At 58.2% G+C, this 21,094-nt stretch carries 19 protein-coding genes and 1 pseudogene; 15 read left to right on the top strand and 5 right to left on the bottom strand.

Features of this window, described 5'->3' with window-relative positions; translation table 11 throughout:
* Both B3Y70_RS13430 and epmB read right to left on the bottom strand, forming a co-directional pair.
* A pseudogene (locus B3Y70_RS13430) lies at positions 1–800 on the bottom strand (GTPase); the annotation flags it as partial.
* A gap of 177 nt (positions 801–977) precedes the next feature.
* On the bottom strand, positions 978–2,045 hold the full coding sequence (gene epmB / locus B3Y70_RS13425; RefSeq protein ID WP_273030399.1) for an EF-P beta-lysylation protein EpmB: 1,068 nt from the start codon (positions 2,043–2,045) through the stop codon (positions 978–980).
* 45 nt (positions 2,046–2,090) lie between these two features.
* Here epmB and efp point away from each other — a divergent pair, with 45 nt between their 5' ends.
* Positions 2,091–2,666 carry an elongation factor P gene (efp, locus tag B3Y70_RS13420; protein WP_011786227.1) on the top strand — a complete coding sequence of 192 codons (576 nt, stop codon included), beginning with the start codon at positions 2,091–2,093 and terminating at the stop codon, positions 2,664–2,666.
* Positions 2,667–2,675: 9 nt separating this feature from the next.
* Positions 2,676–3,644, top strand: coding sequence for an EF-P lysine aminoacylase EpmA (gene epmA, locus B3Y70_RS13415; RefSeq protein WP_273030395.1), 969 nt, complete (start codon positions 2,676–2,678; stop codon positions 3,642–3,644).
* A 6-nt stretch (positions 3,645–3,650) separates the two neighbouring features.
* Here epmA and asd read toward each other — a convergent pair whose 3' ends face one another.
* Positions 3,651–4,511, bottom strand: coding sequence for an archaetidylserine decarboxylase (gene asd / locus B3Y70_RS13410; RefSeq protein ID WP_273030393.1), 861 nt, complete (start codon positions 4,509–4,511; stop codon positions 3,651–3,653).
* Positions 4,512–4,706: 195 nt separating this feature from the next.
* Here asd and motA point away from each other — a divergent pair, with 195 nt between their 5' ends.
* Both motA and motB read left to right on the top strand, forming a co-directional pair.
* Positions 4,707–5,558: a flagellar motor stator protein MotA gene (gene motA, locus B3Y70_RS13405; RefSeq protein WP_273030391.1), complete on the top strand. Its 852-nt coding sequence runs from the start codon at positions 4,707–4,709 to the stop codon at positions 5,556–5,558.
* Between the two features lie 28 nt (positions 5,559–5,586).
* Complete coding sequence (gene motB, locus B3Y70_RS13400; RefSeq protein WP_273030389.1) at positions 5,587–6,546, top strand: flagellar motor protein MotB; 960 nt, start codon at positions 5,587–5,589, stop codon at positions 6,544–6,546.
* Positions 6,547–6,560: 14 nt separating this feature from the next.
* Here motB and rsgA read toward each other — a convergent pair whose 3' ends face one another.
* Entirely contained in the window at positions 6,561–7,616 is a 1,056-nt protein-coding gene (rsgA, locus tag B3Y70_RS13395; protein ID WP_273030387.1) for a small ribosomal subunit biogenesis GTPase RsgA, read from the bottom strand.
* Positions 7,617–7,721: 105 nt separating this feature from the next.
* On the opposite strand from rsgA, the gene orn reads away from it, so the two are divergent.
* Complete coding sequence (gene orn / locus B3Y70_RS13390) at positions 7,722–8,264, top strand: oligoribonuclease (protein ID WP_273030385.1); 543 nt, start codon at positions 7,722–7,724, stop codon at positions 8,262–8,264.
* Here orn and queG read toward each other — a convergent pair.
* Positions 8,259–9,347, bottom strand: a complete 1,089-nt coding sequence (queG, locus tag B3Y70_RS13385) for a tRNA epoxyqueuosine(34) reductase QueG (protein ID WP_199452350.1) — start codon at positions 9,345–9,347, stop codon at positions 8,259–8,261. The two genes, orn and queG, sit on opposite strands and share 6 nt — an antisense overlap.
* A 136-nt stretch (positions 9,348–9,483) precedes the next feature.
* Between queG and B3Y70_RS13380 the strand changes: the two genes are divergently transcribed.
* The 10 genes from B3Y70_RS13380 (at position 9,484) to B3Y70_RS13335 (ending at position 21,022) form a co-directional block, all read left to right on the top strand.
* A complete protein-coding gene (locus B3Y70_RS13380) occupies positions 9,484–11,043 on the top strand; it encodes an NAD(P)H-hydrate dehydratase (RefSeq protein ID WP_273030384.1) in 1,560 nt (519 codons plus the stop codon).
* On the top strand, positions 11,043–11,540 hold the full coding sequence (gene tsaE / locus B3Y70_RS13375; RefSeq protein ID WP_273030383.1) for a tRNA (adenosine(37)-N6)-threonylcarbamoyltransferase complex ATPase subunit type 1 TsaE: 498 nt from the start codon (positions 11,043–11,045) through the stop codon (positions 11,538–11,540). The genes B3Y70_RS13380 and tsaE overlap by 1 nt, the downstream gene beginning before the upstream one ends.
* The gene (locus B3Y70_RS13370) at positions 11,537–12,868 is read left to right on the top strand and encodes an N-acetylmuramoyl-L-alanine amidase (RefSeq protein ID WP_273030382.1); all 1,332 of its coding nucleotides are present in this window, start codon (positions 11,537–11,539) and stop codon (positions 12,866–12,868) included. Before tsaE ends, B3Y70_RS13370 begins: the two co-directional genes overlap by 4 nt.
* A 20-nt stretch (positions 12,869–12,888) precedes the next feature.
* Positions 12,889–14,778 carry a DNA mismatch repair endonuclease MutL gene (gene mutL / locus B3Y70_RS13365; protein WP_114434170.1) on the top strand — a complete coding sequence of 630 codons (1,890 nt, stop codon included), beginning with the start codon at positions 12,889–12,891 and terminating at the stop codon, positions 14,776–14,778.
* A gap of 57 nt (positions 14,779–14,835) precedes the next feature.
* Positions 14,836–15,825 carry a tRNA (adenosine(37)-N6)-dimethylallyltransferase MiaA gene (gene miaA / locus B3Y70_RS13360; protein WP_213020293.1) on the top strand — a complete coding sequence of 330 codons (990 nt, stop codon included), beginning with the start codon at positions 14,836–14,838 and terminating at the stop codon, positions 15,823–15,825.
* 37 nt (positions 15,826–15,862) lie between these two features.
* Positions 15,863–16,114 (top strand): RNA chaperone Hfq, encoded by a 252-nt coding sequence (gene hfq, locus B3Y70_RS13355; RefSeq protein ID WP_011786214.1) that lies wholly within the window; start codon positions 15,863–15,865, stop codon positions 16,112–16,114.
* Between the two features lie 94 nt (positions 16,115–16,208).
* Positions 16,209–17,507, top strand: a complete 1,299-nt coding sequence (hflX, locus tag B3Y70_RS13350; RefSeq protein ID WP_114434172.1) for a ribosome rescue GTPase HflX — start codon at positions 16,209–16,211, stop codon at positions 17,505–17,507.
* A gap of 78 nt (positions 17,508–17,585) precedes the next feature.
* Positions 17,586–18,770 carry an FtsH protease activity modulator HflK gene (gene hflK / locus B3Y70_RS13345; protein ID WP_114434173.1) on the top strand — a complete coding sequence of 395 codons (1,185 nt, stop codon included), beginning with the start codon at positions 17,586–17,588 and terminating at the stop codon, positions 18,768–18,770.
* A gap of 3 nt (positions 18,771–18,773) precedes the next feature.
* Positions 18,774–19,649 carry a protease modulator HflC gene (gene hflC, locus B3Y70_RS13340; RefSeq protein WP_023011131.1) on the top strand — a complete coding sequence of 292 codons (876 nt, stop codon included), beginning with the start codon at positions 18,774–18,776 and terminating at the stop codon, positions 19,647–19,649.
* 191 nt (positions 19,650–19,840) lie between these two features.
* Entirely contained in the window at positions 19,841–21,022 is a 1,182-nt protein-coding gene (locus B3Y70_RS13335) for an ATP phosphoribosyltransferase regulatory subunit (RefSeq protein ID WP_023011130.1), read from the top strand.
* Positions 21,023–21,094 lie beyond the last annotated feature (72 nt).

Genomic DNA, 21,094 nt, shown 5'->3' with positions numbered 1-21,094 from the left:
TTTTCGAGCAGGCTGCGGTAGACCGGCGGATTGTCTTTTTCCATGTTGATGACAAACAGGCTGTCGGGACCAAGATCCGGAGCGCACTGACAATGCTCGGTCCAGGACTCAAACAGTTCATATACCTGTGTCAGTTCCGCCTGACGCAGTTGGTTCGGCCGCGCACAGCCGAGCAAAAGAATGCGTTTGTAACTGTCGCCAACGGTACTGGCCCGCCGGTGGGTGAGGGTGTCGTCATCCACCTCCATGTTGGCCAACTTGTTCCGGTGCGCAAAGCGGAACATCCGATGGCATTCCAGCCAGCTGTTGGCCGGGCTCGGACAATACAGTTGATGGGATCGGAGTATGGTGGCGGCGAGCTCCGACATTGCCCGATGAATGGTCGTGGCAATCTGGCGCCGGTGTTTGTCCACACCGCCATTGTCTATGTATTCCAGCAGGCAAAGCTTGTATCCGGCCGCCAGGTGCAGCTGCAGTGCCTGGGTCAGATTGGCAATCTTCCGCTGTTTTTCAGGCAGCGCGATGGCCAGCCCGAGAAAATGCCTGGACAGTTCATTGCAGACAAAATGAATCTTGTCCCGCACGATCTCCAGAAACTGCAGGCGTTGGAGCGGCGACAGGAACAGATGGTTCAGCTCAATGATCGCGTGATACAGCTGACGCGAAGCCTCGCCGGTATTGGCCATCGGCAACTGATCCGCCCACACGCGAAAAGCCTTGGGGGTGGTGTCGCAAAACGACAGGCTCGCTGTTTTCTGTTCAGGAACCTTAAGCTCGGGTTTCAGGATCTTACCATCCATGTTCTCACGCCAATGTCGGGACTGCGTTAGTTGTAACTCAGCGAAAACGCCGAAAATACAGGTCGTTATTGTTTATGGATATTGAACTTTAAGATAGCAAAGCAACGACAAAAAGCGAGAAAATCACGAGTTGACAATGTTTGACAAGTGAAAAAGGGCCAGCTTTTGCGACAGGTCTCACGAACCCAGGTCCAGCGGGGTCTTGCTGGCGCGGCCGGGAAGCTCCCGAACCAGCTTTGGAACCAGGAAGCCGGGCAGATTTTCCAGCATTTCGTTAACTATCCGGATGGCGTCGGTGTCACTCACGGAGAAGTGCCGGGCACCGGAGACGGGATCAAAGGCGTGCAGGTAATAGGGCATAACCCCCGCTTCGAACAGCGTCTCGCTCAAGGCTGAGAGTGTGGCGCTGCTATTGTTGACACCTCTGAGGATTACGCTCTGATTCAGCAGGGTAACCCCGGCCTCGCTCAGACGTCGGAATGCCTGGCGGGTGGCCTGGTCGATTTCTGCAGGGTGATTCACGTGCACCACCAGGACCTTTTGCAGTCGGGTTCGGGACAGCCAGTCAATCAGGCTGTCGCATACCCGCTGTGGTATCACCACGGGCAGGCGGGAATGAATGCGCAACCGGCGAAGATGCGGGATGTCACCAAGTAGTTCGGCCCATTGCGAGAGCAGGCGGTCGTTCACTGCCAGTGGGTCACCACCACTGAAAATCACTTCGTTGATTTCCGGGCTGGCGGACAGGCTGTCGATGACCTGGCGTCGGTCTTCCGGCCCAAGACGGTGATCGCCGTAGGGAAAATGCCGACGAAAACAGTAGCGGCAATTGATGGCGCATTGTCCCGTGATCATGAGCAAGGCACGGCTGGTGTATTTGCGAATCAGGCCGGTGGTCTGGATGGCCGACGCCTCTTCCAGCGGGTCCGATACGAAATCCGGGTGAACCTCCGCCTCCTGGGCGACAGGAAGTACTTGCCGCAGCAAGGGGTCATCCGGGTTGCCTGGCTCAATCCGTGCCAGGTAGGGCTCGGGTACCCGGATCGGAAACAGTCTGTGGCCACAGGCGGCGCCTCTGTACCAGTCCTCCGGGGCGAGCCCCAGCCGTTCCAGCAGCTGTTCCGGCGTAGTGACCGATTGGCTCAGTATCTGTTGCCAGTCCGGTGTGTTGTCCGGTTCAATCCGGGCCTCGGACGGATGGCTGGCATCGCGGGCTTCTATACGGGCGGGGGTTCGCTGTATCATAGCGACCTTTGAAATTTTAACGACAGTCTGTCAGGTGGACATTTCATGGCTTCATATTCTACCAACGAATTTCGCAGCGGTCTCAAGGTTTTGCTGGATGGCGACCCTTGTATCATGCTCGAGAACGAATTCGTCAAGCCGGGCAAGGGCCAGGCATTCAACCGGGTCAAGCTGCGCAACCTCATGACCAACCGGGTCTGGGAGCGAACCTTCAAATCCGGCGAATCCCTGGAGGCAGCTGACGTTGTCGAGCAGGATATGGAATACCTGTATACCGATGGCGAGTTCTGGCATTTCATGCTGACTGACGGCTCTTTCGAGCAGTATGCGGCCGATGCCAAGGCAGTTGGCGATACCGTCAAGTGGCTGAAAGAGCAGGACGTTTACACCGTGACTCTGTACAACGGCGCGCCGTTGACTGTGACCCCTCCGAACTTTGTCGAGCTGGAAGTGGTTGATACCGACCCTGGCATGAAAGGTGATACCGCGCAGGGCGGCTCCAAGCCCGCGACCCTGTCTACCGGTGCCGTTGTGAACGTGCCCCTGTTTATCACCATTGGTGAAGTGCTGAAGGTTGATACCCGCTCCGGTGAATACGTCAACCGTGTCAAAAGCAGCTGATCATCGATCATGACTGATCGCCCTGTCTGGCAGCCTGCTGCCACCCGGGCCGTTCTGGAAAGCCGCGCACAGCTTCTGGCCCACGTGCGCGGCTTTTTTTCTGAGCGGCAGGTGCTGGAGGTAGAAACACCGGTGCTGGGACGCCACGGTGTGACTGACGTCAATCTCGACGGCATTCCCGCTGCGGTTGACGCCGGCGGCGTTCAGGGGGGCTGGTTGCAGACCTCCCCTGAGTATCACATGAAGCGGCTTCTGGCCGCAGGTTCAGGATCAATATTCCAGGTTGCCCGGGTGTTTCGTAACGGTGAACGAGGCAAGCGTCACAATCCGGAATTCTCCATGCTGGAGTGGTACCGCGTTGGCTTTGACGATCAACAGCTGATGCGGGAAGTCGCAGATCTGGTCTGTGGCTGGCTGGAGTGCTCGCCTCCGGTAACCCTCAGCTACCGTGAGGCGATGCAGTCCATTGCGGGCATCGACCCGATGACCATCACCGACCGGGACCTTGAACGCTACTGTGAACAGTGGCTGGAGCCGGAACAGCTGGCCGGCCTCGGCCGGGATGGCTGCCTGGATCTGGTCATGAGTTTCGTGGTGGAACCGGAATTGGGCCGAGAGCAACCGGTTTTCATTAACCGCTATCCCGCCTCTCAGGCTGCTCTGGCGCGCATTTCTGAGCATCAGGGCTATGAAGTGGCGCACCGGTTTGAGCTCTACATTAATGGTCTCGAGCTGTGTAACGGTTACTGGGAGTTGACGGATCCGGCCGATCAGCGAGCCCGTTTTGCCGCGGATAACCGGCTCCGGCGTGCCAGTGGCAAGCCGGAGATGGCAATAGACGATGCTTTTCTGGCGGCGCTGGATAACGGCTTGCCGGACTGCGCGGGTGTGGCTCTGGGCCTGGACCGGCTGCTGATGCTCAAGCTTGGCAGTACCGATATCCGGGACGTTCTCGCGTTTCCGATTGAGCGGGCCTGAGCCTTGCTATTCGACGTGTAGTTTGCCGAAGGCTTCGCCCAGCTGAACGGTCTTTTCGGCCACCTGATTCGGCTGCCATTTAACCGCACCCCTGGGCATCACCAGTACCACGGTGGAGCCCAGGCGGAAGCGGCCCATTTCCTGACCTTTTTCAAACCGAACGGCGTCCTCGCCGCTGTACTGCCATTGCGTGACCTTGCCGGAGTTAGGCGCTACCACGCCGCCCCAGGTGGTTTCCACGCTACCCACAATCATCGCGCCGACCAGTACCATGGCCATGGGGCCAGCTTCGGTGTCGAACAGGCAGGCCACCCGCTCGTTTCGAGCGAACAGGTTGGGAACGTTTTCAGCGGTTACCGGGTTCACTGAAAACAGTTTGCCGGGTACGTACACCATTTCTTTCAGGGTGCCAGCCATGGGCATGTGGATGCGGTGGTAATCCTTGGGCGACAGGTAAATAGTGGCGAACTCGCCTTCCCGGAAGGGCTCGGCCCGTTCGTCATCGCCGCCGAGCAGCTCAGTGAGACTGAATGACTGTCCCTTGGCCTGGAATACACGGTCTGTGCTGATCTGGCCAATCTGGCTGATGGCGCCGTCCACCGGGCTGGTGAGGGTTTCCGGTGCGGGGTCTATGGTGCGAGCGCCCGGCTTGAGTGCACGGGTAAAAAACGCGTTGAACGTGGGGTAGGCGGTAAAGTCTGGCTCAGCGGCCTCGCTCATGTTCACGCCATAGCGGCCGATAAACCATTTGATCACACGGTTTTTCAGGGCTGGAGTGCTCTCGCTGTCGGCCAGACGGCCTGCCAGGCGGGAAACCGCCAGCTGGGGTGTGACGTATTGGCTAAGAACAAACAGTTTATCAAGCATTCCGGGAGACTCTTGCGATCATAAAGCGCGGTAGTCTACCAAACCCGGCGCAGTGTATAGAAATTGTTTCACAGCTTCGCTGTTACGGTTGATGCTTGCTATTATCAGATCACATTTTGGGTGTTCCCGGCTGAGCCAGCTTCGGGTAGTAACCGGCCCCGGCCGTTAACCAGACAAAAGGCGTGCATAGTCACCATGTTATTGATCATTGGAGCTGTGGTCGTTGTTGCGTGCGTTCTTGGTGGGTACGTTCTGCACGGCGGCAATCTGGCGGTTTTGTGGCAGCCGACAGAAATCCTGATTATCGGCGGAGCGGCCGTTGGTTCATTTATCATCGCCAACCCGTTACACACGGTAAAAGAGGTGTTTCAGGCGTGTATCCGGTTGCTGACCGGGTCTCCTTTCAATAAATCCTATTACATGGATTTGTTAAGTCTGCTCTATGAGGTGTTCGACAAGTCCCGCAAGCAGGGCGTCATGGCCATTGAGGAGGACATCGATGATCCGGAGTCGAGTCAGATTTTCAGTCGTTATCCGGCCATTATGAAATCCAAGCACCTGTTGGATTTCATTACCGATTACCTGCGTATCATCAGTTCCGGCAACATGGCGCCACATGAGCTGGAAGGCATGATGGAGAATGAAATCGAGAGTCGGCAGCATGAGCTTGAGGAGCCCGCCCACGCGGTGAACAAGATCGCCGATGCCTTGCCGGGGCTCGGCATCGTGGCGGCGGTACTGGGTATCGTGATCACCATGAACTTCCTGACGGAGGGGCCGGAAAAGATAGGTCTGAGTGTGGCGGCGGCTCTGGTGGGTACTTTTCTGGGGATCTGGATGGGTTATGGCTTTGTGGGCCCAACGTCGATTGCTCTGGAACATGCGGCCAAGTACGAACTTAAGGCCTACGAGTGCGTGAAGTCTGCCATCGTTGCCACCGTCTCTGGCCAGGCGCCGCAGATGGCGATTGAGTTCGGGCGCAAGGCGCTGCCGACCGAAAAACGGCCAGGCTTCCAGGAACTGAATGATCACGTCCGTTCGAAATAACGGCCCCTGTTAACGCCCGGAGTTCGTTGTGGAAGAGCAGCCGATCATCATCAAGCGCAAGAAGAAGGTTGTCGGCGGACATCACGGCGGCTCCTGGAAAGTAGCGTTTGCCGATTTTGCGACCGCCATGATGGCGTTTTTCCTCGTGCTCTGGCTGACCGCGACGGCAACCCCAGAGCAGAAGCTGGCGGTAGAAGGTTACTTTAAGGACCCTGTGGGCTTTACTGACGGCGGCTCACCGAATCCGGTAGACCTTGAGGGCAGTGCTTCTGTCATTGAAGAGGCTACCCAGGATCAGGAAGCCAGTACCATCCAGATAGAAGATGAGGTCGTAGATGAGCTTGCAGATACGCTGGAGCAACGCAGAATGAGGCAGTTGTTCCAGGAGTTTCAGGAACGCATAGAGAACAGCGATACGCTTCAAGAATTCAAAGACCAGCTTTTACTAGACATTACGGATGAGGGACTGAGAATCCAGATTGTGGACAGGTCAGGACGTCCGATGTTCGACAGTGGCCGGGATGAATTGAAGTACTACTCCCAGGACATTCTCTTTGAGCTGGCGAAGAAGCTCGGCTCGGTCGATAACAAAATCAGTATTACCGGCCATACCGACGCCACACCGTTCAGTGGCCGGCCGGGTTACACCAACTGGGAGTTGTCGGCAGATCGCGCCAACACCGCGCGGCGAGCACTGGTTGCCGGTGGCGTCCGGCTGGAGCAGATTGCCCGGGTGGTGGGGCTAAGTGATTCGGTGCTGTTCGACAAGGACAATCCCACGGCTCCAGTGAACCGACGCATTTCCATTATTGTCCTGAATAAAAAGACCGCCGACAGTATTGAGACCGGGGCTGGGAGTTCTGATCAGCCGCTGATTGATCTCACGCGTCCAACGGAGGAACAGGAGCAGCAGGCCCGGGAGCAGTTAGAAGATGGCGACTGGTTCCAGCCAAAAGAAGAGCCCGCTCCCGGCGAGCTCAATTGGTAGCTTTGATCCGGGGCTCAGGTCAGTTTGAGCCCTCGTGCCTGCTGATCGGTCATATCCTGAAGGATTCGATGAAAGCTCTTCAGGCGTTCCGGGGAGATATCTCCGGCCTCGGCGGCGGCATCCAGGGCGCAGCCTGGGTCGCCCATATGCCGGCAGTTGCGGAATTTACAGAGCCCGATCATCGGCCGGATTTCCCGGAAGCCGTATTCCACTTCCTGCGGCGTCATGTGCCACAGGCCGAACTCCCGGATACCCGGAGAATCGATCAAATCCCCTCCACCAGGCAGGTGGAACAGCTTGGCTGTGGTGGTAGTATGCACGCCTTTGCCGGTACTCTCAGAGACAGCGCCCACCCGTAGCAGTTCATCCGGTAACAGCGTCTGAATGATGGAAGACTTGCCAACGCCGGACTGGCCCACGAAAACGCTGGTCTGATTCCGCACCAGCGCTTCCACTTCCGGGGCGGGGGCGCCTGCGGTTTCCGCAGCTGAGGTGCGCGCCACCTCATAGCCCAGGGCCTGATACCTGGCCAGCAGGGCTTCGATCTGATCCCGGTTGTCGTCGTTTATCAGGTCTGTCTTGTTCAGCAGGATTACTGCCGGAATGTCAGAGCTTTCAGACGCCACCAGATAACGATCGATCAGGTTGTCGTGGGGCTCGGGCTCCGGGGCAATGACCAGAATAATATGGTCGATATTGGCGGCCACTGGTTTTAGCGCGCCAAAGTTGTCCGGGCGCTGCAGCAGGTTTTCCCGTTCACAGCGGGCGACAATCACGCCGGTTTTGCTTTTGCCCGGTCGCCAGACCACCCGGTCTCCGGTCACCAGGCTGTCAATGTTGGCCCTGACAAAGCAGCGGAACACCTGCCCGGATTCCGGGCCTTCAAGCGCCTCGATATCTAGTTGCTGGCCGTAGTGGGCAATCACCAGTCCATTCTGCTCAGGGCCAAGCTCACCGGCGGCGGCTTGTTCTTCCACCGCTTTTTCCTTGCGCGCAGCCCTCACCGTCCGTTCTTTCTGGATCTTTTCGATGCGCCATTGCTGGCGTTTGTTCAATCGTCGTTTTGCCATCTGCGTTCAATCGGTTAACCGGCGTTTGGGTATCACATCATACGTGAATCGTGGACAATACACAGAACTTCATCCACCCGACAAAACGGCATAGGTAACAGCGAGATGAGTAACGGCGACCGCCTGATCTGGATTGACCTGGAAATGACCGGCCTGGACCCCGAGCAAGAACGCATTATCGAGATGGCCAGCATCATCACCGACTCCCAGCTGAATATCGTGGCAGAGGGGCCGGTGATTGCCATTCACCAGCCTGACAGCCTGCTGGAGCAGATGGATGAATGGTGCACCCGCACCCATGGTGCCAGTGGTCTGACCCAACGGGTCAAAGAGAGTACCATCAGTGAGGCAGAGGCCGAGCAGCAAACCCTGGATTTTCTGGGCAAACATCTGGAACCCGGAACATCCCCGCTCTGCGGTAACAGTATCGGTCAGGACCGGCGGTTTCTGGTGAAGTACATGCCCAAACTGGAAGCCTTCTTTCACTACCGCAATCTGGATGTTTCAACGGTGAAGGAGCTGGCCCGTCGCTGGCGACCGGACGTGCTGGAAGGAGTGAAGAAGCAGGGCAGTCATCTGGCCCTGGATGATATCCGTGATTCCATCAACGAACTGCGCCACTACCGGGATCATTTCTTCAAACTATAACCCATGCTGTTTCAGGGCCCAGGCCACATGCTCCCGGACCAGTTCCGACGGGTGGTCGGCCCGGGCTTTGAGTGCCTCCACCACCGGAATGGTGCTGGGGGCGTTGCCCAGTCCCACCGCCAGATTCCTGAGCCAGTTTTCATAGCCGGTGCGTCGGATTGCTGACCCTTCCGTGCGCTTCAGAAACTCCTGCTCGCTCCACAGGAACAGCTCCGCCAGGGATGAATTGTCCAGACCATGCCTCGGTTTGAAGTCTTCCTCGTCGGTGGGCTTGTTGAACTTGTTCCAGGGGCAGACCAGCTGACAATCGTCGCAGCCGAATACCCGGTTGCCCATTTGTGAACGCAGCTCCTCCGGGATCGGTCCTTTCAGTTCAATAGTGAGATAGCTGATGCAGCGCCGGGCATCCAGTAGGTGAGGGCCTACAAAGGCGTCGGTCGGGCATACGTCCAGGCAGGCAGCGCAAGAGCCGCAGTGTTGGCTGTCGAACGGTGCATCCAGGGGCAGAGGGGCATTGGTGAAGATTTCACCCAGAAAAAAGAACGAACCGGCTTTGGGATGAATCAGCATGTTGTTTTTGCCAATCCAACCCAGTCCGGCCCGTTGCGCCAGTCCGCGCTCAAGTACCGGCGCGCTGTCGACAAATGCCCGGTAGTCATAGCCGCTGACAGCCTCGTCAATCCATTTTGCCAGCGTGGCCAGGCGTTTGCGCATCAGTTTGTGGTAGTCGCGCCCCAGGGCGTAGCGAGTAACGTAGGCCCGTTCCCGGTCAGTAAGCACTTGTTTCGGGTTGTCAGGTGCTGGCAGGTAATCCAGTCGGACGGAAATGACCCGGGTGGTCCCGGGTACCAGGGAGTCGGGTGTGTAACGTTTGTCGCCATGGTCGGCCATGTAGGCCATCTGGCCGTGGTAACCTGCTGCCAGCCAGCGCTGCAGGCGTTCAGCGTGAGGCCCCGTCTCCGCCTGGGTAATCCCGGCATCGGAAAAGCCCAGCTCCCGTGCCCAACGGCGGATCTGTGCAGGCAGGTCCGCGAGCTCTGTATGGAGCGTTTCTGAAGCTGGGTGTTCTGGAGTAACGGCCATAGTGGACTGCTGGCAGGTGCGGCCCTGCGAAGATTTAATTTGATTAAGTTATGACCTTTTTTCCTGTTTTGCTATGCTTTACAGGTATCTGGCCAATTTTCTTAAACCGGTTTCTGTATCTGGGAGTTCCCGGCAAATGCCCTCTGTTTCCGAGCACAGTCTACCAGAAGCGCTCTATTCCGCCGACTCGGTGCGGGCGATGGATCGCTATCTGATTGAACAGCAGGGGGTGGATGGCTTCGAATTGATGCAAACGGCAGCAAGATCGGCGTTTCGTCATCTGGTGGCATTCTGGCCCGGAGCGCAGCCTGTGCTTGTGTTGTGCGGGGCTGGCAATAACGGTGGCGATGGCTACCTGGTGGCCGCCAACGCTCAGCGTCATGGCATTGATGCGGCGTGTGTCGCCGTGGCACCTGTTGAAAAGCTCCAGGGCGACGCCCGGTCTGCGTACCAGAAAGCCCGGAACGATGGTGTCGAGATACTGGAAGGGAGCGCCCTGTCCGATGCCGATTTGCAAGCACGGATAGATAGTGCTGCGGTGGTGGTGGATGCGATGCTCGGTACCGGCGTAGCCGGCGCGCCCAGGGAGCCCTTTGCCAGTATTATCCGCCAACTGAACCAATCTGGAAAACCAGTACTGGCAGTGGATTTGCCGTCCGGTCTCAATGCGACAACCGGTGCTGCGGAAGGGGATGTGGTTCATGCCGATGTGACGGTTACCTTCATCGGTGCCAAGACTGGCCTTTTCACCGGCGCAGGTGCGGGTGTCTGTGGCCAGGTAATGTTTGAAGCACTGGGGGCCATGCATGCCGGTCAGCAGAGCGGCGAAATGCCCCTGGCCGAGCTTTATCCCTGGGCGCGATGCAAGGCCTGGTTGCCTGAGCGTCCCGCCAACGCCCACAAGGGGCTGTTTGGCCACGTCCTGGTGGTGGCAGGCGATCACGGTTTTGGCGGCGCGGGCATCATGGCCGCAGAGGCGGCCTCCAGGGCCGGAGCCGGCTTGGTGTCATTGGCTACCCGGCCGGAATACGTCACCGCTGCACTGGCTCGTTGCCCGTCGTTGATGGTCAGGGGGGTAACCCACGGGTCTGAGTTGCCTGGTCTACTGGAGAAAGCCGATGTGGTGGTTTGTGGGCCGGGTATTGGCCAGTCCGCCTGGGGGCAGCAAATGCTGCAACAGGTTGTTGCCAGCGGCAAGCCAAGAGTGTTGGACGCAGATGCCCTCAACATCATGGCTGGCCGCGCACCGGCGACGGCAGACAACCATGTGTTGACGCCCCATCCGGGAGAGGCAGCCAGGTTGCTGGGCTGTAGTGTTCAGGAAGTCGAGGCCGACCGTGTGGGAGCCGCAACACGCATACAGAAGCAGTGGCAGGGCATTGTACTGCTCAAAGGTGCTGGTACGGTTGTCGCCACTGGTAACGGAGTGCCCGGCATAATCCCGGGTGGTAATCCCGGAATGGCGACCGGCGGCATGGGCGATGTCCTGTCCGGCATCCTGGGGGCGTTGCTCGGGCAAATCCCGTCCGCAAGTCAGGCCGTGATGGCGTCGGCAGCATTGCATCTGGCGGCCGCTGACAAGGCGGGGCAGAATAAGGGCTATATGGGGCTGCTCCCGGCCGATGTGATCGAGGCCATGCCACAGGTGCTGGTAAGGTCGGAGCGGCCTGAATGTTTTAATGACCGGGGGAATTGATGAGTATTTTTGGTAATGAACGCCGGTTGTTTCTGGAAAATGAGACGGAAACTGAAAAGCTGGGTGGTGAGCTGGCCCGGCTGGCCAGCCATGCCCGTGAAGGTCTCACCGTCTTTCTAGACGGCGAGTTGGGGATGGGCAAGACGACCCTGAGCCGCGGTGTGATGAGGGGGCTTGGTCACAAGGGAGCCGTTAAGAGCCCCACTTACACACTGGTTGAACCCTACGAGCATCTGCAACCACCGGTGTATCATTTTGATCTGTACCGGCTGGGTGACCCTGAAGAACTGGAGTACATGGGGATCCGGGATTATTTTGCCAGCCAGAGCATCCGAATTATTGAATGGCCGGAGCGTGGCCAGGGTGTATTGCCTGATCCGGATCTGGAGATCCATCTGGAGCGGGAAGGTCAGGGGCGCTCGGTGGTATTGCGCGCCCGTTCTGAGCTTGGGGCCTCCTTGCTTAACGAAATAGAACTGATAGGGCCGGATTCATGAAAATCTTGGTGATTGTGGCGCTGTTGCTTTCAGCCAGTACCGTTTTGGCCGGCACCCGGGTTGAAGGGGTGCGTTTGTGGCCGGCACCGGATCATACTCGCCTGGTGCTGGACACTGCCGGTCTGGTTGAGCACAACGTATTCTCTCTGAGTGGACCGTCCCGGCTGGTTATTGATCTGAAGGATGCTGCCCTGAGCACGGATTTCAGCAAGGTCGACCTCTCCGGCAGCCCCATTCAGCGTATTCGCAGCGCGCCAAGGAATGGTAACGATTTGCGGGTGGTACTGGACCTGAAAAGTGATATCAAGCCTCGCAGCTTTGTGCTGGAGCCGAATCAGCAGTATGGCCATCGTCTGGTGGTCGATCTTATTGATGAACAGGGCAGCCGTCTCGATCGGGCGACGAGCCCGACGGTGACCCAGGATTCTGCCGGTAAGCGTGACATTATCGTGGTTATCGACGCCGGTCATGGCGGCGAAGATCCGGGCGCAATCGGGCCCCGGGGGACCCGGGAAAAGGATGTCGTACTGAGAATGGCAAAGCGTCTGGCCGACCTGATCAACCAGCAGAAAGGATTCACGGCCAAGCTTACTCGGACAGGCGATTATTACGTGGGCCTGCGGAACCGCACCTTGCTGGCGCGCAAGTACAACGCGGATCTGTTCGTGTCGGTGCACGCCGATGCCTTCAGAACGCCGCAGCCACGGGGAGCATCTGTCTTCGCGCTGTCTCAGCGCGGTGCCACCAGTGAAACGGCTCGATGGCTCGCCCAGAGCGAGAACCGTTCAGATTTGATCGGTGGTGCCGGCGGTGTCTCTCTGGATGGTCGCGATGACATGCTGGCCGGGGTATTGCTGGATCTCTCCATGACCGCAAGTATCAACGCCAGCCTGGGAGTTGGAGACTCCGTGCTGGGCCGGTTGGGCCGAGTGGCCAAGCTTCACAAACAGGGGGTGGAGCAGGCGGCATTTGTGGTTTTGAAGTCGCCGGACATCCCCTCGATTCTGGTGGAGGCCGGTTTCATCTCGAATCCGACCGAAGAGAAGAATCTTGCATCCGAGTGGTACCGCAACAAGCTGGCCAACGCCATTTTCGATGGCATCGAGCAGTATTTTCGTCGCACACCACCTCCCGGCACGTTGCTGGCCTGGGAAAAACAGCAAAACCGGGGTGGCACCGACGTCAGCCAGTACCGGATACAGCGAGGTGATACTCTCTCGGGCGTTGCCCGGGAGAATCAGACCACCGTCAGCGAGCTGATGCGCTTTAACGGGATGAACGATGATCGTGTTATGGTAGGGCAAACCATTCGCATCCCCTCATCCTGATCAAGAGGTAGTCCCCGGATATGCCCCACATCCAGTTACTGTCCCCCCGGCTTGCCAACCAGATTGCTGCCGGGGAGGTGGTAGAACGTCCTGCTTCTGTTGTTAAAGAGCTGGTTGAAAATGCCCTGGATGCCGGGGCCTCGCGCGTCGATGTGGAGATCGAGCAGGGTGGGGCAAAACTTATCCGGGTGCGTGACGACGGCTCCGGTATTGAAGAGGCGGACCTGCCTCTGGCCCTGAGCCGGCATGCCACCAGCAAAATCCTGACCCTGGATGATCTTGAGGCCGTGGCCTCTCTGGGATTCCGGGGTGAGGCATTGGCCAGTATCAGCTCCGTGTCACGCCTGACCCTCACCTCCCGTACCGAGTTGCAGGAAGCGGCGGCCCGTGTTGAGGTGGAAGGCCGCGACATGGATGCTCGCATCTCACCGGCGGCCCATCCCGTGGGTACCACGGTTGAAGTGAGGGATCTGTTCTTCAATACTCCTGCCCGCCGCAAATTCCTGCGCACGGAAAAAACCGAATTCAACCACGTTGAAGAGTGTGTTCGCCGTCAGGCTCTGAGTCGGTTCGATACCGGTTTTACCCTGCGTCATAACCAGAGAGTGGTGCAAAGCCTGCGCCCTGCTGAGACGGATCTGGACAAGGAACGTCGGATTGGTTCGCTGTGTGGCCAGCAGTTTATCGACAATGCGGTGGTTATTGATGCCGAGGCCACCGGGTTGCGCCTTTGGGGTTGGGTGGCGCTGCCGACCTTTTCCCGCAGTCAGGCAGATCTGCAGTACTTTTTTGTGAATGGCCGGGTGATCCGGGACAAACTGGTCGCCCATGCAGTTCGCCAGGCCTACCGGGACGTTCTGTACAACAACCGTCACCCTGCATTTGTGCTGTACCTGGAGGTAGATCCGGCTACGGTGGATGTCAACGTTCACCCAACCAAGCATGAGGTTCGGTTCCGCGACGGCCGGCTGGTTCACGATTTTATTTTCCGGACTCTGCATCGAGCCCTGGCGGATGTACGCCCGGACGATCATCTCCGTGGGGCGGCGGCCCAATCCTTTGGTCGTGAGTCTGCGGTTGTTGAACCCGAGCATTCGGCTGGCGGTTTCAGTGCCCCGGGTACATCGGGACCCTGGCCCACACAGTCACGCACTGAGGCTTATCCGTCGTCGCCCGGGCAGTCACCCCAGCAGGAGTGGCGGGCCAGTGATCAGATGGCGTTTTACCAGTCGTTGAATGAGGGTGGCGGTGTTTCAACACCCGTTGCCCGGGCAGAAATGCCAGCGGCGTCAGCTTCGGTTACGCCGCCCAGGGATGATGCGGAAGAGCCGCCACTGGGTTATGCGATTGCCCAGCTGCACGGAATCTACATTCTGGCCCAGAGCCGTGCCGGCCTGATCGTGGTGGATATGCATGCCGCCCATGAGCGTATTACTTATGAGCGCATGAAGCGGGCCCTGGTCGAACAGGATCTTAAGAGCCAGCCTTTGCTGGTGCCCCTGTCACTGGCAGTGAGCCAGAAAGAGGCGGCGCTTGCGGAGAGCCATGGTGAAGAGCTGCAGCACCTTGGTCTGCAGATTGAGCGTATCGGGCCAGAGACGTTGGCAGTGCGGCAGATCCCGGCATTGCTCCGAGGGGCAGACACTGAGCAGCTGGTGCGCGATGTGCTGGCAGATCTGATTGAGCACGGCCAGAGTGATCGCGTTGAAGCGGTCACCCATGAATTGCTCGGCACCATGGCCTGCCATGGGGCGGTGCGGGCAAACCGGCAGCTCACGATTCCAGAAATGAATTCGTTGCTTCGCGATATGGAAGCAACGGAGCGCAGCGGACAGTGCAACCATGGCCGGCCCACCTGGACCCTGGTCACCCTGTCTGAACTGGACAAGCTGTTTTTACGGGGGCGCTAAGCGGTGATTCCCGATAACCGCTCCCAGCAGGGTTCATTGCCGCCAACGATCTTTCTGATGGGGCCGACTGCGTCTGGCAAGACCGATCTTGCCATTGAGCTCTGCCGTGAGTTGCCCTGTGAGATCATCAGTGTGGATTCCGCGATGGTTTATCGTGGCATGGATATTGGCACCGCTAAACCTTCACCTGAAGAGCTCGCCCTGGCACCACATCGATTGATCGATATCTGTGATCCGGCGGAGACCTATTCCGCGGCGGATTTTCGCCGCGATGGGTTGGCGGCCATGAGCGAGATATCTGGCCGTGGCCGGATCCCGTTGCTGGTGGGCGGCACCATGATGTACTTCAAGGCATTACTGCATGGCATGTCTAATCTGCCGTCGGCAAGTCCGGAGCTGCGGGCAGAGATCGAGCGGGAAGCCGAATGCGATGGCTGGGACACGCTGCATCAGGAATTGGCAGACAAAGATCCGGAGGCCGCTCGCCTGATTCATCCCAATAATCGTCAGCGCCTGATGCGGGCCATTGAAGTGATTCGGCTCACAAATAAGCCGATCTCCTCGTTCTGGAAGTCAGAATCGGGAACTTCCGGGCAACAGCGGCAGTCTGGTATTGAGGATTACACGTATTTTACCAGCTGGCAGGCAGACGAAAGCGCTGGCCTGCCGTATACTGTTTTTCAGTTTGCCCTGGCGCCTGCCGAGCGCTCTGTGCTGCATTCGCGGATACAGAAACGGTTTCTGGCAATGCTGGAAGCAGGCTTCCTTGATGAAGTCCGTGCCTTGATGGCGCGAGGTGATCTCAGCCCCGATCTTCCCTCGATGCGTTGCGTGGGTTATCGACAGGCCTGGGATTACCTGTCAGGCAACGAGGATTACGACAGCTTTGTTGCCAAGGGCGTTGCCGCCACCCGTCAGTTGGCGAAACGGCAGCTTACCTGGTTGCGAAAATGGCGAGATGTGCACTGGCTGGACTCCGCCGACCCGCAAGTGGTGCTGGATACCTTGAAAAAATCCGGGCTTCACACCACATTTAACGTTGAATAATGACGATCTGCATTTACTTATAAACAGGAGAAAACACATGTCAAAAGGGCACTCTTTACAAGACCCTTACCTCAATGCCTTGCGCAAGGAACGCATTCCGGTTTCCATCTTTCTGGTCAATGGTATCAAGCTTCAGGGCCAGATTGAGTCTTTTGACCAGTTCGTGATTCTTCTCAAGAACACGGTGAGCCAGATGGTTTACAAGCACGCTATTTCCACTGTGGTTCCTGCTCGTAACGTCCGGCTACCGCAGCAGAACCCGGCAGGTGAAGGTGAGTCTGAAGACTGATAACGCCTGCTTTTCCCGCTTTCACACCCGCGCTCCAGGACAGCCTATGTGCTTGAATGGTCGCGGGTGTTTGTGTTTATGGAGTTGATGAAACTTGTTTGAGCGTCCAGATGTCGGAGAACGGGCGGTTCTCGTTCACATTGATTTTACCGCCCACGACGATACCGAAGATCCGGAAGAGTTCCGGGAACTGGTGACATCCGCCGGCGTAGAGCCGGTTGCTACTGTAACTGGCACCCGGAAGCAGCCCAGCCCGCGTTTTTTTGTGGGAGAGGGCAAGCTTGAGGAAATCCGGGATGCGGTGGCCGCCTCCGAAGCGGATGTGGTGCTGTTCAATCATGCCCTGAGCCCGAGCCAGGAACGTAATATTGAGCGCGAGCTCAAGTGCCGGGTGCTTGATCGCACCGGCGTGATCCTGGATATCTTTGCGCAGCGGGCCCGCACCCACGAGGGCAAGCTGCAGGTGGAACTGGCGCAGCTGGAGCATATGTCTACCCGGCTGGTACGGGGCTGGACTCACCTCGAACGCCAGAAGGGTGGTATCGGTTTGCGGGGGCCGGGTGAAACCCAGCTCGAAACCGACCGCCGGCTGTTGCGCGAACGCATCAAATCCATTCACCGGCGTCTGGAAAAGGTCCGCAAGCAACGGGATCAGGGCCGTCGCGCCCGCAAGCGTGCCGACATACCTACGTTGTCACTGGTGGGTTATACCAACGCCGGCAAGTCCACGCTGTTCAACCGAATTACCACGTCCAGCGTATATGCAGCAGACCAGTTGTTTGCGACCCTGGATCCGACCCTGCGCCGGCTGGAACTTCCCGACATCGGGCCGGTCGTAATGGCCGACACAGTGGGCTTCATCCGCCATTTGCCGCACAAGCTGGTGGAGGCATTCCGGGCGACGCTGGAAGAAACCACCCAGGCCACGTTGCTGTTGCACGTGATCGACTGTCACGACAGCCGTCGGGATGAAAACATCGAACAGGTGGAAAACGTTCTGGCAGAAATCGGAGCCGATGAGATTCCGATGCTGCAGGTGTTCAACAAGATCGATCTGCTTGATGGTTTCGAGCCCCGGATTGATCGCAACGAAGAAGGTTTGCCGGTGCGAGCCTGGGTTTCAGCCGTAACGGGAGAGGGGCTGCCGCTGCTGTTCGACGCGATTGTTGAGCGTCTTGCAGAGGATGTGGTGCACCACTTTGTGCGTCTTGGCCCTGCCGATGGCAAGCTTAGAGCGCTTCTGCACGAAGCGGGTTCGGTACTGAGTGAAGAGCATTGCGACAACGGCGATCAGGTGCTGGAAGTCCGGCTGCAGAACCGGGACTGGCTGCAGCTTTTGAGCCGTGCCGGTGTACGTGAGGACGTGATCCGGTTGGAAAGCCGGCCGGTCTGAATGGCCCCTGCTATTGCCGGGGCCTTGATAAATCCCTAGTATTTGCAGCCATTCGATTAAACACGAACGGAGAGAACTATGGCCTGGAATGAACCGGGTGGAAACCGTAACGACAACGATCCCTGGGGAACCGGTGGTGGTCGTCGCGGCAATGATCAGGGGCCACCAGACCTCGATGAAGCGCTGAAGAAAGGGCTCGACAAGCTGAATCGCATGCTTGGCGGCAAAGGCGGCAACTCTGGCGGTGGCAGCAGCTCCGGCGGCAGCGCAGGTGGATTTGGTGCCATTCTGGCCATTGCGGCCATTCTGGTGGTGGGTTATGTCATCTATCAGTCGTTCTATACCGTGGACGAACAGGAGCGGGCGGTGGTGCTGCGCTTCGGTGAGTATAACCGTACCGAAAACCCGGGCCTGCGGTTCAAGGTGCCCTTGATTGATACCGTCAACAAGGTTCGCGTTACCAGCATCCGTACTGCCGAGTCTTCCGGCCAGATGCTGACCCAGGATGAAAACCTGGTGACCGTCGATCTTCAGGTCCAGTATCGCGTGGGTGATGCCCAGGCGTATGTGCTCAATGTCCGTGACTCCAACCAGGCCCTTGCATTTGCCACCGACAGCGCCCTGCGCCATGAAGTCGGTAGCTCGTCCCTGGATGACGTGCTGACCGAAGGTCGTGCGGAACTTGCGGTGCGGGTTGAGCAGCGCCTGCAGAGCTTCCTGAGAGAGTATGGCACCGGCCTTGAAATTGTCCGGGTCAACGTTGAAAGCACTCAGCCGCCGGCTCCGGTGCAGGATGCGTTCCGCGAGGTTCAGCGTGCTCGCGAGGATGAGCAGCGCCTGAAGGAAGAGGCCGAAACCTACCGTAACAAGATTGTTCCCGAGGCCCGAGGTCAGGCACAGCGCATGATCGAGGAAGCCAACGCGTACAAGCAGGAAGTGATCGAGCGGGCGCGCGGTGAAACTGCACGCTTCAATCAGTTGCTGGCCGTGTACGAGCAGGCCCCGGTGGTTACCCGTGAGCGCATGTACATCCAGGCTCTGGAGCAGGTGCTGGGTAACAGCAGCAAAATCTTTGTCGATACCGAGAGCAGCGGCAACATGATGTATCTGCCCCTGGATCGTCTGACACAGGGTTCCCTGTCGTCATCTGGCAGCCGGATGTCCGGTAGCAGTGGCCAGCAGGTGGATATCCAGACCCTGACCGACCAGGTGCTGCAGGAGCTGCGCACCCGCCAGGATACCAATACCCGGAGGAGCAGATAAGTTATGGGACCTAAAGGTGTAGTGGGCCTTGCAGGCGCCCTCATTGTTGTCCTGCTCGTGCTGTCCAGTGTGTACATCATCCCGGAGACCCATCGGGGCGTGAAACTTCGCTTCGGGGAGCTGGTAGAGACCAATATCCAGGCTGGCCTGCATTTCAAGGTGCCGGTCATCGATCAGATCCGGGAATTCGATATCCGGGTGCTGACCATGGATCTGCCATCCCGTCAGTACCTGACGGTTGAGAAGAAGCCGCTGGATGTGGATTCCTATGTGGCCTGGAAAATCCGTGATGTGGACCAGTTCTATCGTTCCACCGGCGGTGACGAATTCCGTGCCCAGACGCTGATCCTGTCCCGCGTGGACAACGGTCTTCGTGATGAGTTCGGTGTACGCACCATGCACGAAGTGGTGTCCGGTCAGCGTGATGAGCTGATGCACACTCTGCGTGATCGTGTGAACGAGACGTCCGTCAAGGAGTTCGGTATCGAGGTGCTTGATATTCGTGTCAAGGCGATCGAGTTGCCGGGTCAGGTGAGCGAGAACGTCTACCGTCGGATGGCGACTGAACGCCAGAAGCTGGCCCAGGAATTCCGTTCCCGCGGTCAGGAGTTGGCCGAGGGTATCCGTGCTGATGCCGATCGTCAGCAAACGGTGATTCTGGCGAACGCCTTTGCCGAAGCCGAGACCACCCGTGGTGAAGGTGATGGTGAAGCCGCCACCATTTACGCCGAGGCTTATGGTGCCAACGAAGAGTTCTACAGCTTCTACCGCAGCCTGCAGGCGTACCAGAACACCTTCTCCAGCAAGGATGACATCATGGTGATTGATTCCGACAGTGACTTCATGAAGTTCCTGAAGAATCCGGCCGGCGCTAACTGAGCCGGCTGACACCAGCTAAACCGGAATCTGCGGGGAAATTTTGCTGAACCCCGGGATTCCGGTTTTTTTGTGTCTGCCAACCGTGTAAAATTCTGGCGGTTTTGTGTCGGGTTTTCCGAGCCCGAGCGCCTAAATCCTGAGTTACCCCCTGGCTCCATGGCCAGCGAGGGAAAAACGGACAACAGAATCTCATGACTGTATCTGATCGCTGGTTACTGCCTGACGGGGTAGAGGACATTCTGCCGCCGCTGGCCGGGCGGATCGAGTCCCTGCGCCGGGATGTTATGGATACCTGCCAGCGCTGGGGCTACCAGCTGGTTATTCCTCCGCTGATTGAATATCTCGAATCCCTCTTTACCGGTACAGGCCACGACCTGGAACTGCAGACGTTCAAACTGACCGATCAGCTGACTGGTCGGATGATGGGCGTTCGCGCCGACATGACGCCCCAGGCTGCCCGCATAGACGCGCATACCCTGGGCCAGGATGGCATTACCCGGTTGTGTTATGCCGGCCATGTGCTGCATACCCGGCCGCGCCATATGCTGACCGGGCGCACACCGATTCAGGCCGGTTGCGAGCTGTTTGGTAGTGGCTCCGAAGCGGCCGATATGGAAGTGATCAGCCTGATGCTGGAAACCTTGCGGGTGGCCGGTTTGCCCAGGCTGCATCTGGACCTGGCTCACGTTTCAATCTATGAAAGCCTGGTCTCCGACGCCGGATTTGATCGTGATACCGAAGCGGCGGTATTTGATGCCATGGCACGCAAGTCCGTACCCGAGCTGGATCGCCTGCTGGGGGATTGTGTGCCGGGCTCTGCTGGTTGCCGGTTGCGCCAGCTGGCCAGGGTCAGCGGTGGGGTGGAATCTCTGGCCGATGCCCGGGAAATCCTCAGTGGCGCTTCTGGCGCCATCGATGCGGCGCTTGATCAGCTTGCCCGCGTCGCGGACATGCTCAACCGGGATTTTCCGGAAGTCAGTCTGGGCTTCGATTTTTGTGAATTGCGCGGATACAACTATCACACCGGTCTGGTGTTTGCGGCCTACGTGCCGGGCCATGGCGATGCCGTGGCGAAAGGTGGCCGATATGATGCTATTGGCAGTGACTTTGGTCGCGCGCGGCCTGCCACCGGGTTCAGCCTGGATATCCGTGCACTGGTGTCGCTGGGCGAACGCCCGTTCCGTAAAGCCGGGGCCATATGGGCGCCAGCGGACAACGACGCCGCGCTGGAAGGCGTGATTTCCGGCCTGAGAATGACTGAAACGGTGATCCGGGCATTGCCGGATGATCGTGAGACGGATCCTTCGGAGCGGGGGTGTGACCGTCAACTGGTGAATCGTGATGGCCAATGGGTGGTAGAAACCATCGCCTGAGCCGTTTTTGTTTAATTTCCGGGGTAAATCTTCAGGGCGTGTGCTTCTGGCCCGTCTGAATTGAGAGAGAAT

The sequence above is a fragment of the Marinobacter sp. UBA5687 genome, assembly GCF_002420325.1.
Taxonomy (GTDB): domain Bacteria; phylum Pseudomonadota; class Gammaproteobacteria; order Pseudomonadales; family Oleiphilaceae; genus Marinobacter; species Marinobacter nauticus.
Note: the sequence above shows the minus strand (reverse complement) of the source record. Positions and strands in the feature narration are given on the sequence as shown.

What these genes read in the sequence shown, in the direction of transcription:
- epmB (WP_273030399.1), bottom strand. Translation starts at nt 2,045, where the DNA reads ATGATACAGCGAACCCCCGCCCGTATAGAAGCCCGCGATGCCAGCCAT.
- miaA (WP_213020293.1), top strand. Translation starts at nt 14,836, where the DNA reads ATGGGGCCGACTGCGTCTGGCAAGACCGATCTTGCCATTGAGCTCTGC.
- rsgA (WP_273030387.1), bottom strand. Translation starts at nt 7,616, where the DNA reads ATGGCAAAACGACGATTGAACAAACGCCAGCAATGGCGCATCGAAAAG.
- hflC (WP_023011131.1), top strand. Translation starts at nt 18,774, where the DNA reads ATGGGACCTAAAGGTGTAGTGGGCCTTGCAGGCGCCCTCATTGTTGTC.
- queG (WP_199452350.1), bottom strand. Translation starts at nt 9,347, where the DNA reads ATGGCCGTTACTCCAGAACACCCAGCTTCAGAAACGCTCCATACAGAG.
- B3Y70_RS13370 (WP_273030382.1), top strand. Translation starts at nt 11,537, where the DNA reads ATGAAAATCTTGGTGATTGTGGCGCTGTTGCTTTCAGCCAGTACCGTT.
- tsaE (WP_273030383.1), top strand. Translation starts at nt 11,043, where the DNA reads ATGAGTATTTTTGGTAATGAACGCCGGTTGTTTCTGGAAAATGAGACG.
- hfq (WP_011786214.1), top strand. Translation starts at nt 15,863, where the DNA reads ATGTCAAAAGGGCACTCTTTACAAGACCCTTACCTCAATGCCTTGCGC.
- hflK (WP_114434173.1), top strand. Translation starts at nt 17,586, where the DNA reads ATGGCCTGGAATGAACCGGGTGGAAACCGTAACGACAACGATCCCTGG.
- B3Y70_RS13380 (WP_273030384.1), top strand. Translation starts at nt 9,484, where the DNA reads ATGCCCTCTGTTTCCGAGCACAGTCTACCAGAAGCGCTCTATTCCGCC.
- efp (WP_011786227.1), top strand. Translation starts at nt 2,091, where the DNA reads ATGGCTTCATATTCTACCAACGAATTTCGCAGCGGTCTCAAGGTTTTG.
- orn (WP_273030385.1), top strand. Translation starts at nt 7,722, where the DNA reads ATGAGTAACGGCGACCGCCTGATCTGGATTGACCTGGAAATGACCGGC.
- motA (WP_273030391.1), top strand. Translation starts at nt 4,707, where the DNA reads ATGTTATTGATCATTGGAGCTGTGGTCGTTGTTGCGTGCGTTCTTGGT.
- asd (WP_273030393.1), bottom strand. Translation starts at nt 4,511, where the DNA reads ATGCTTGATAAACTGTTTGTTCTTAGCCAATACGTCACACCCCAGCTG.
- mutL (WP_114434170.1), top strand. Translation starts at nt 12,889, where the DNA reads ATGCCCCACATCCAGTTACTGTCCCCCCGGCTTGCCAACCAGATTGCT.
- B3Y70_RS13335 (WP_023011130.1), top strand. Translation starts at nt 19,841, where the DNA reads ATGACTGTATCTGATCGCTGGTTACTGCCTGACGGGGTAGAGGACATT.
- epmA (WP_273030395.1), top strand. Translation starts at nt 2,676, where the DNA reads ATGACTGATCGCCCTGTCTGGCAGCCTGCTGCCACCCGGGCCGTTCTG.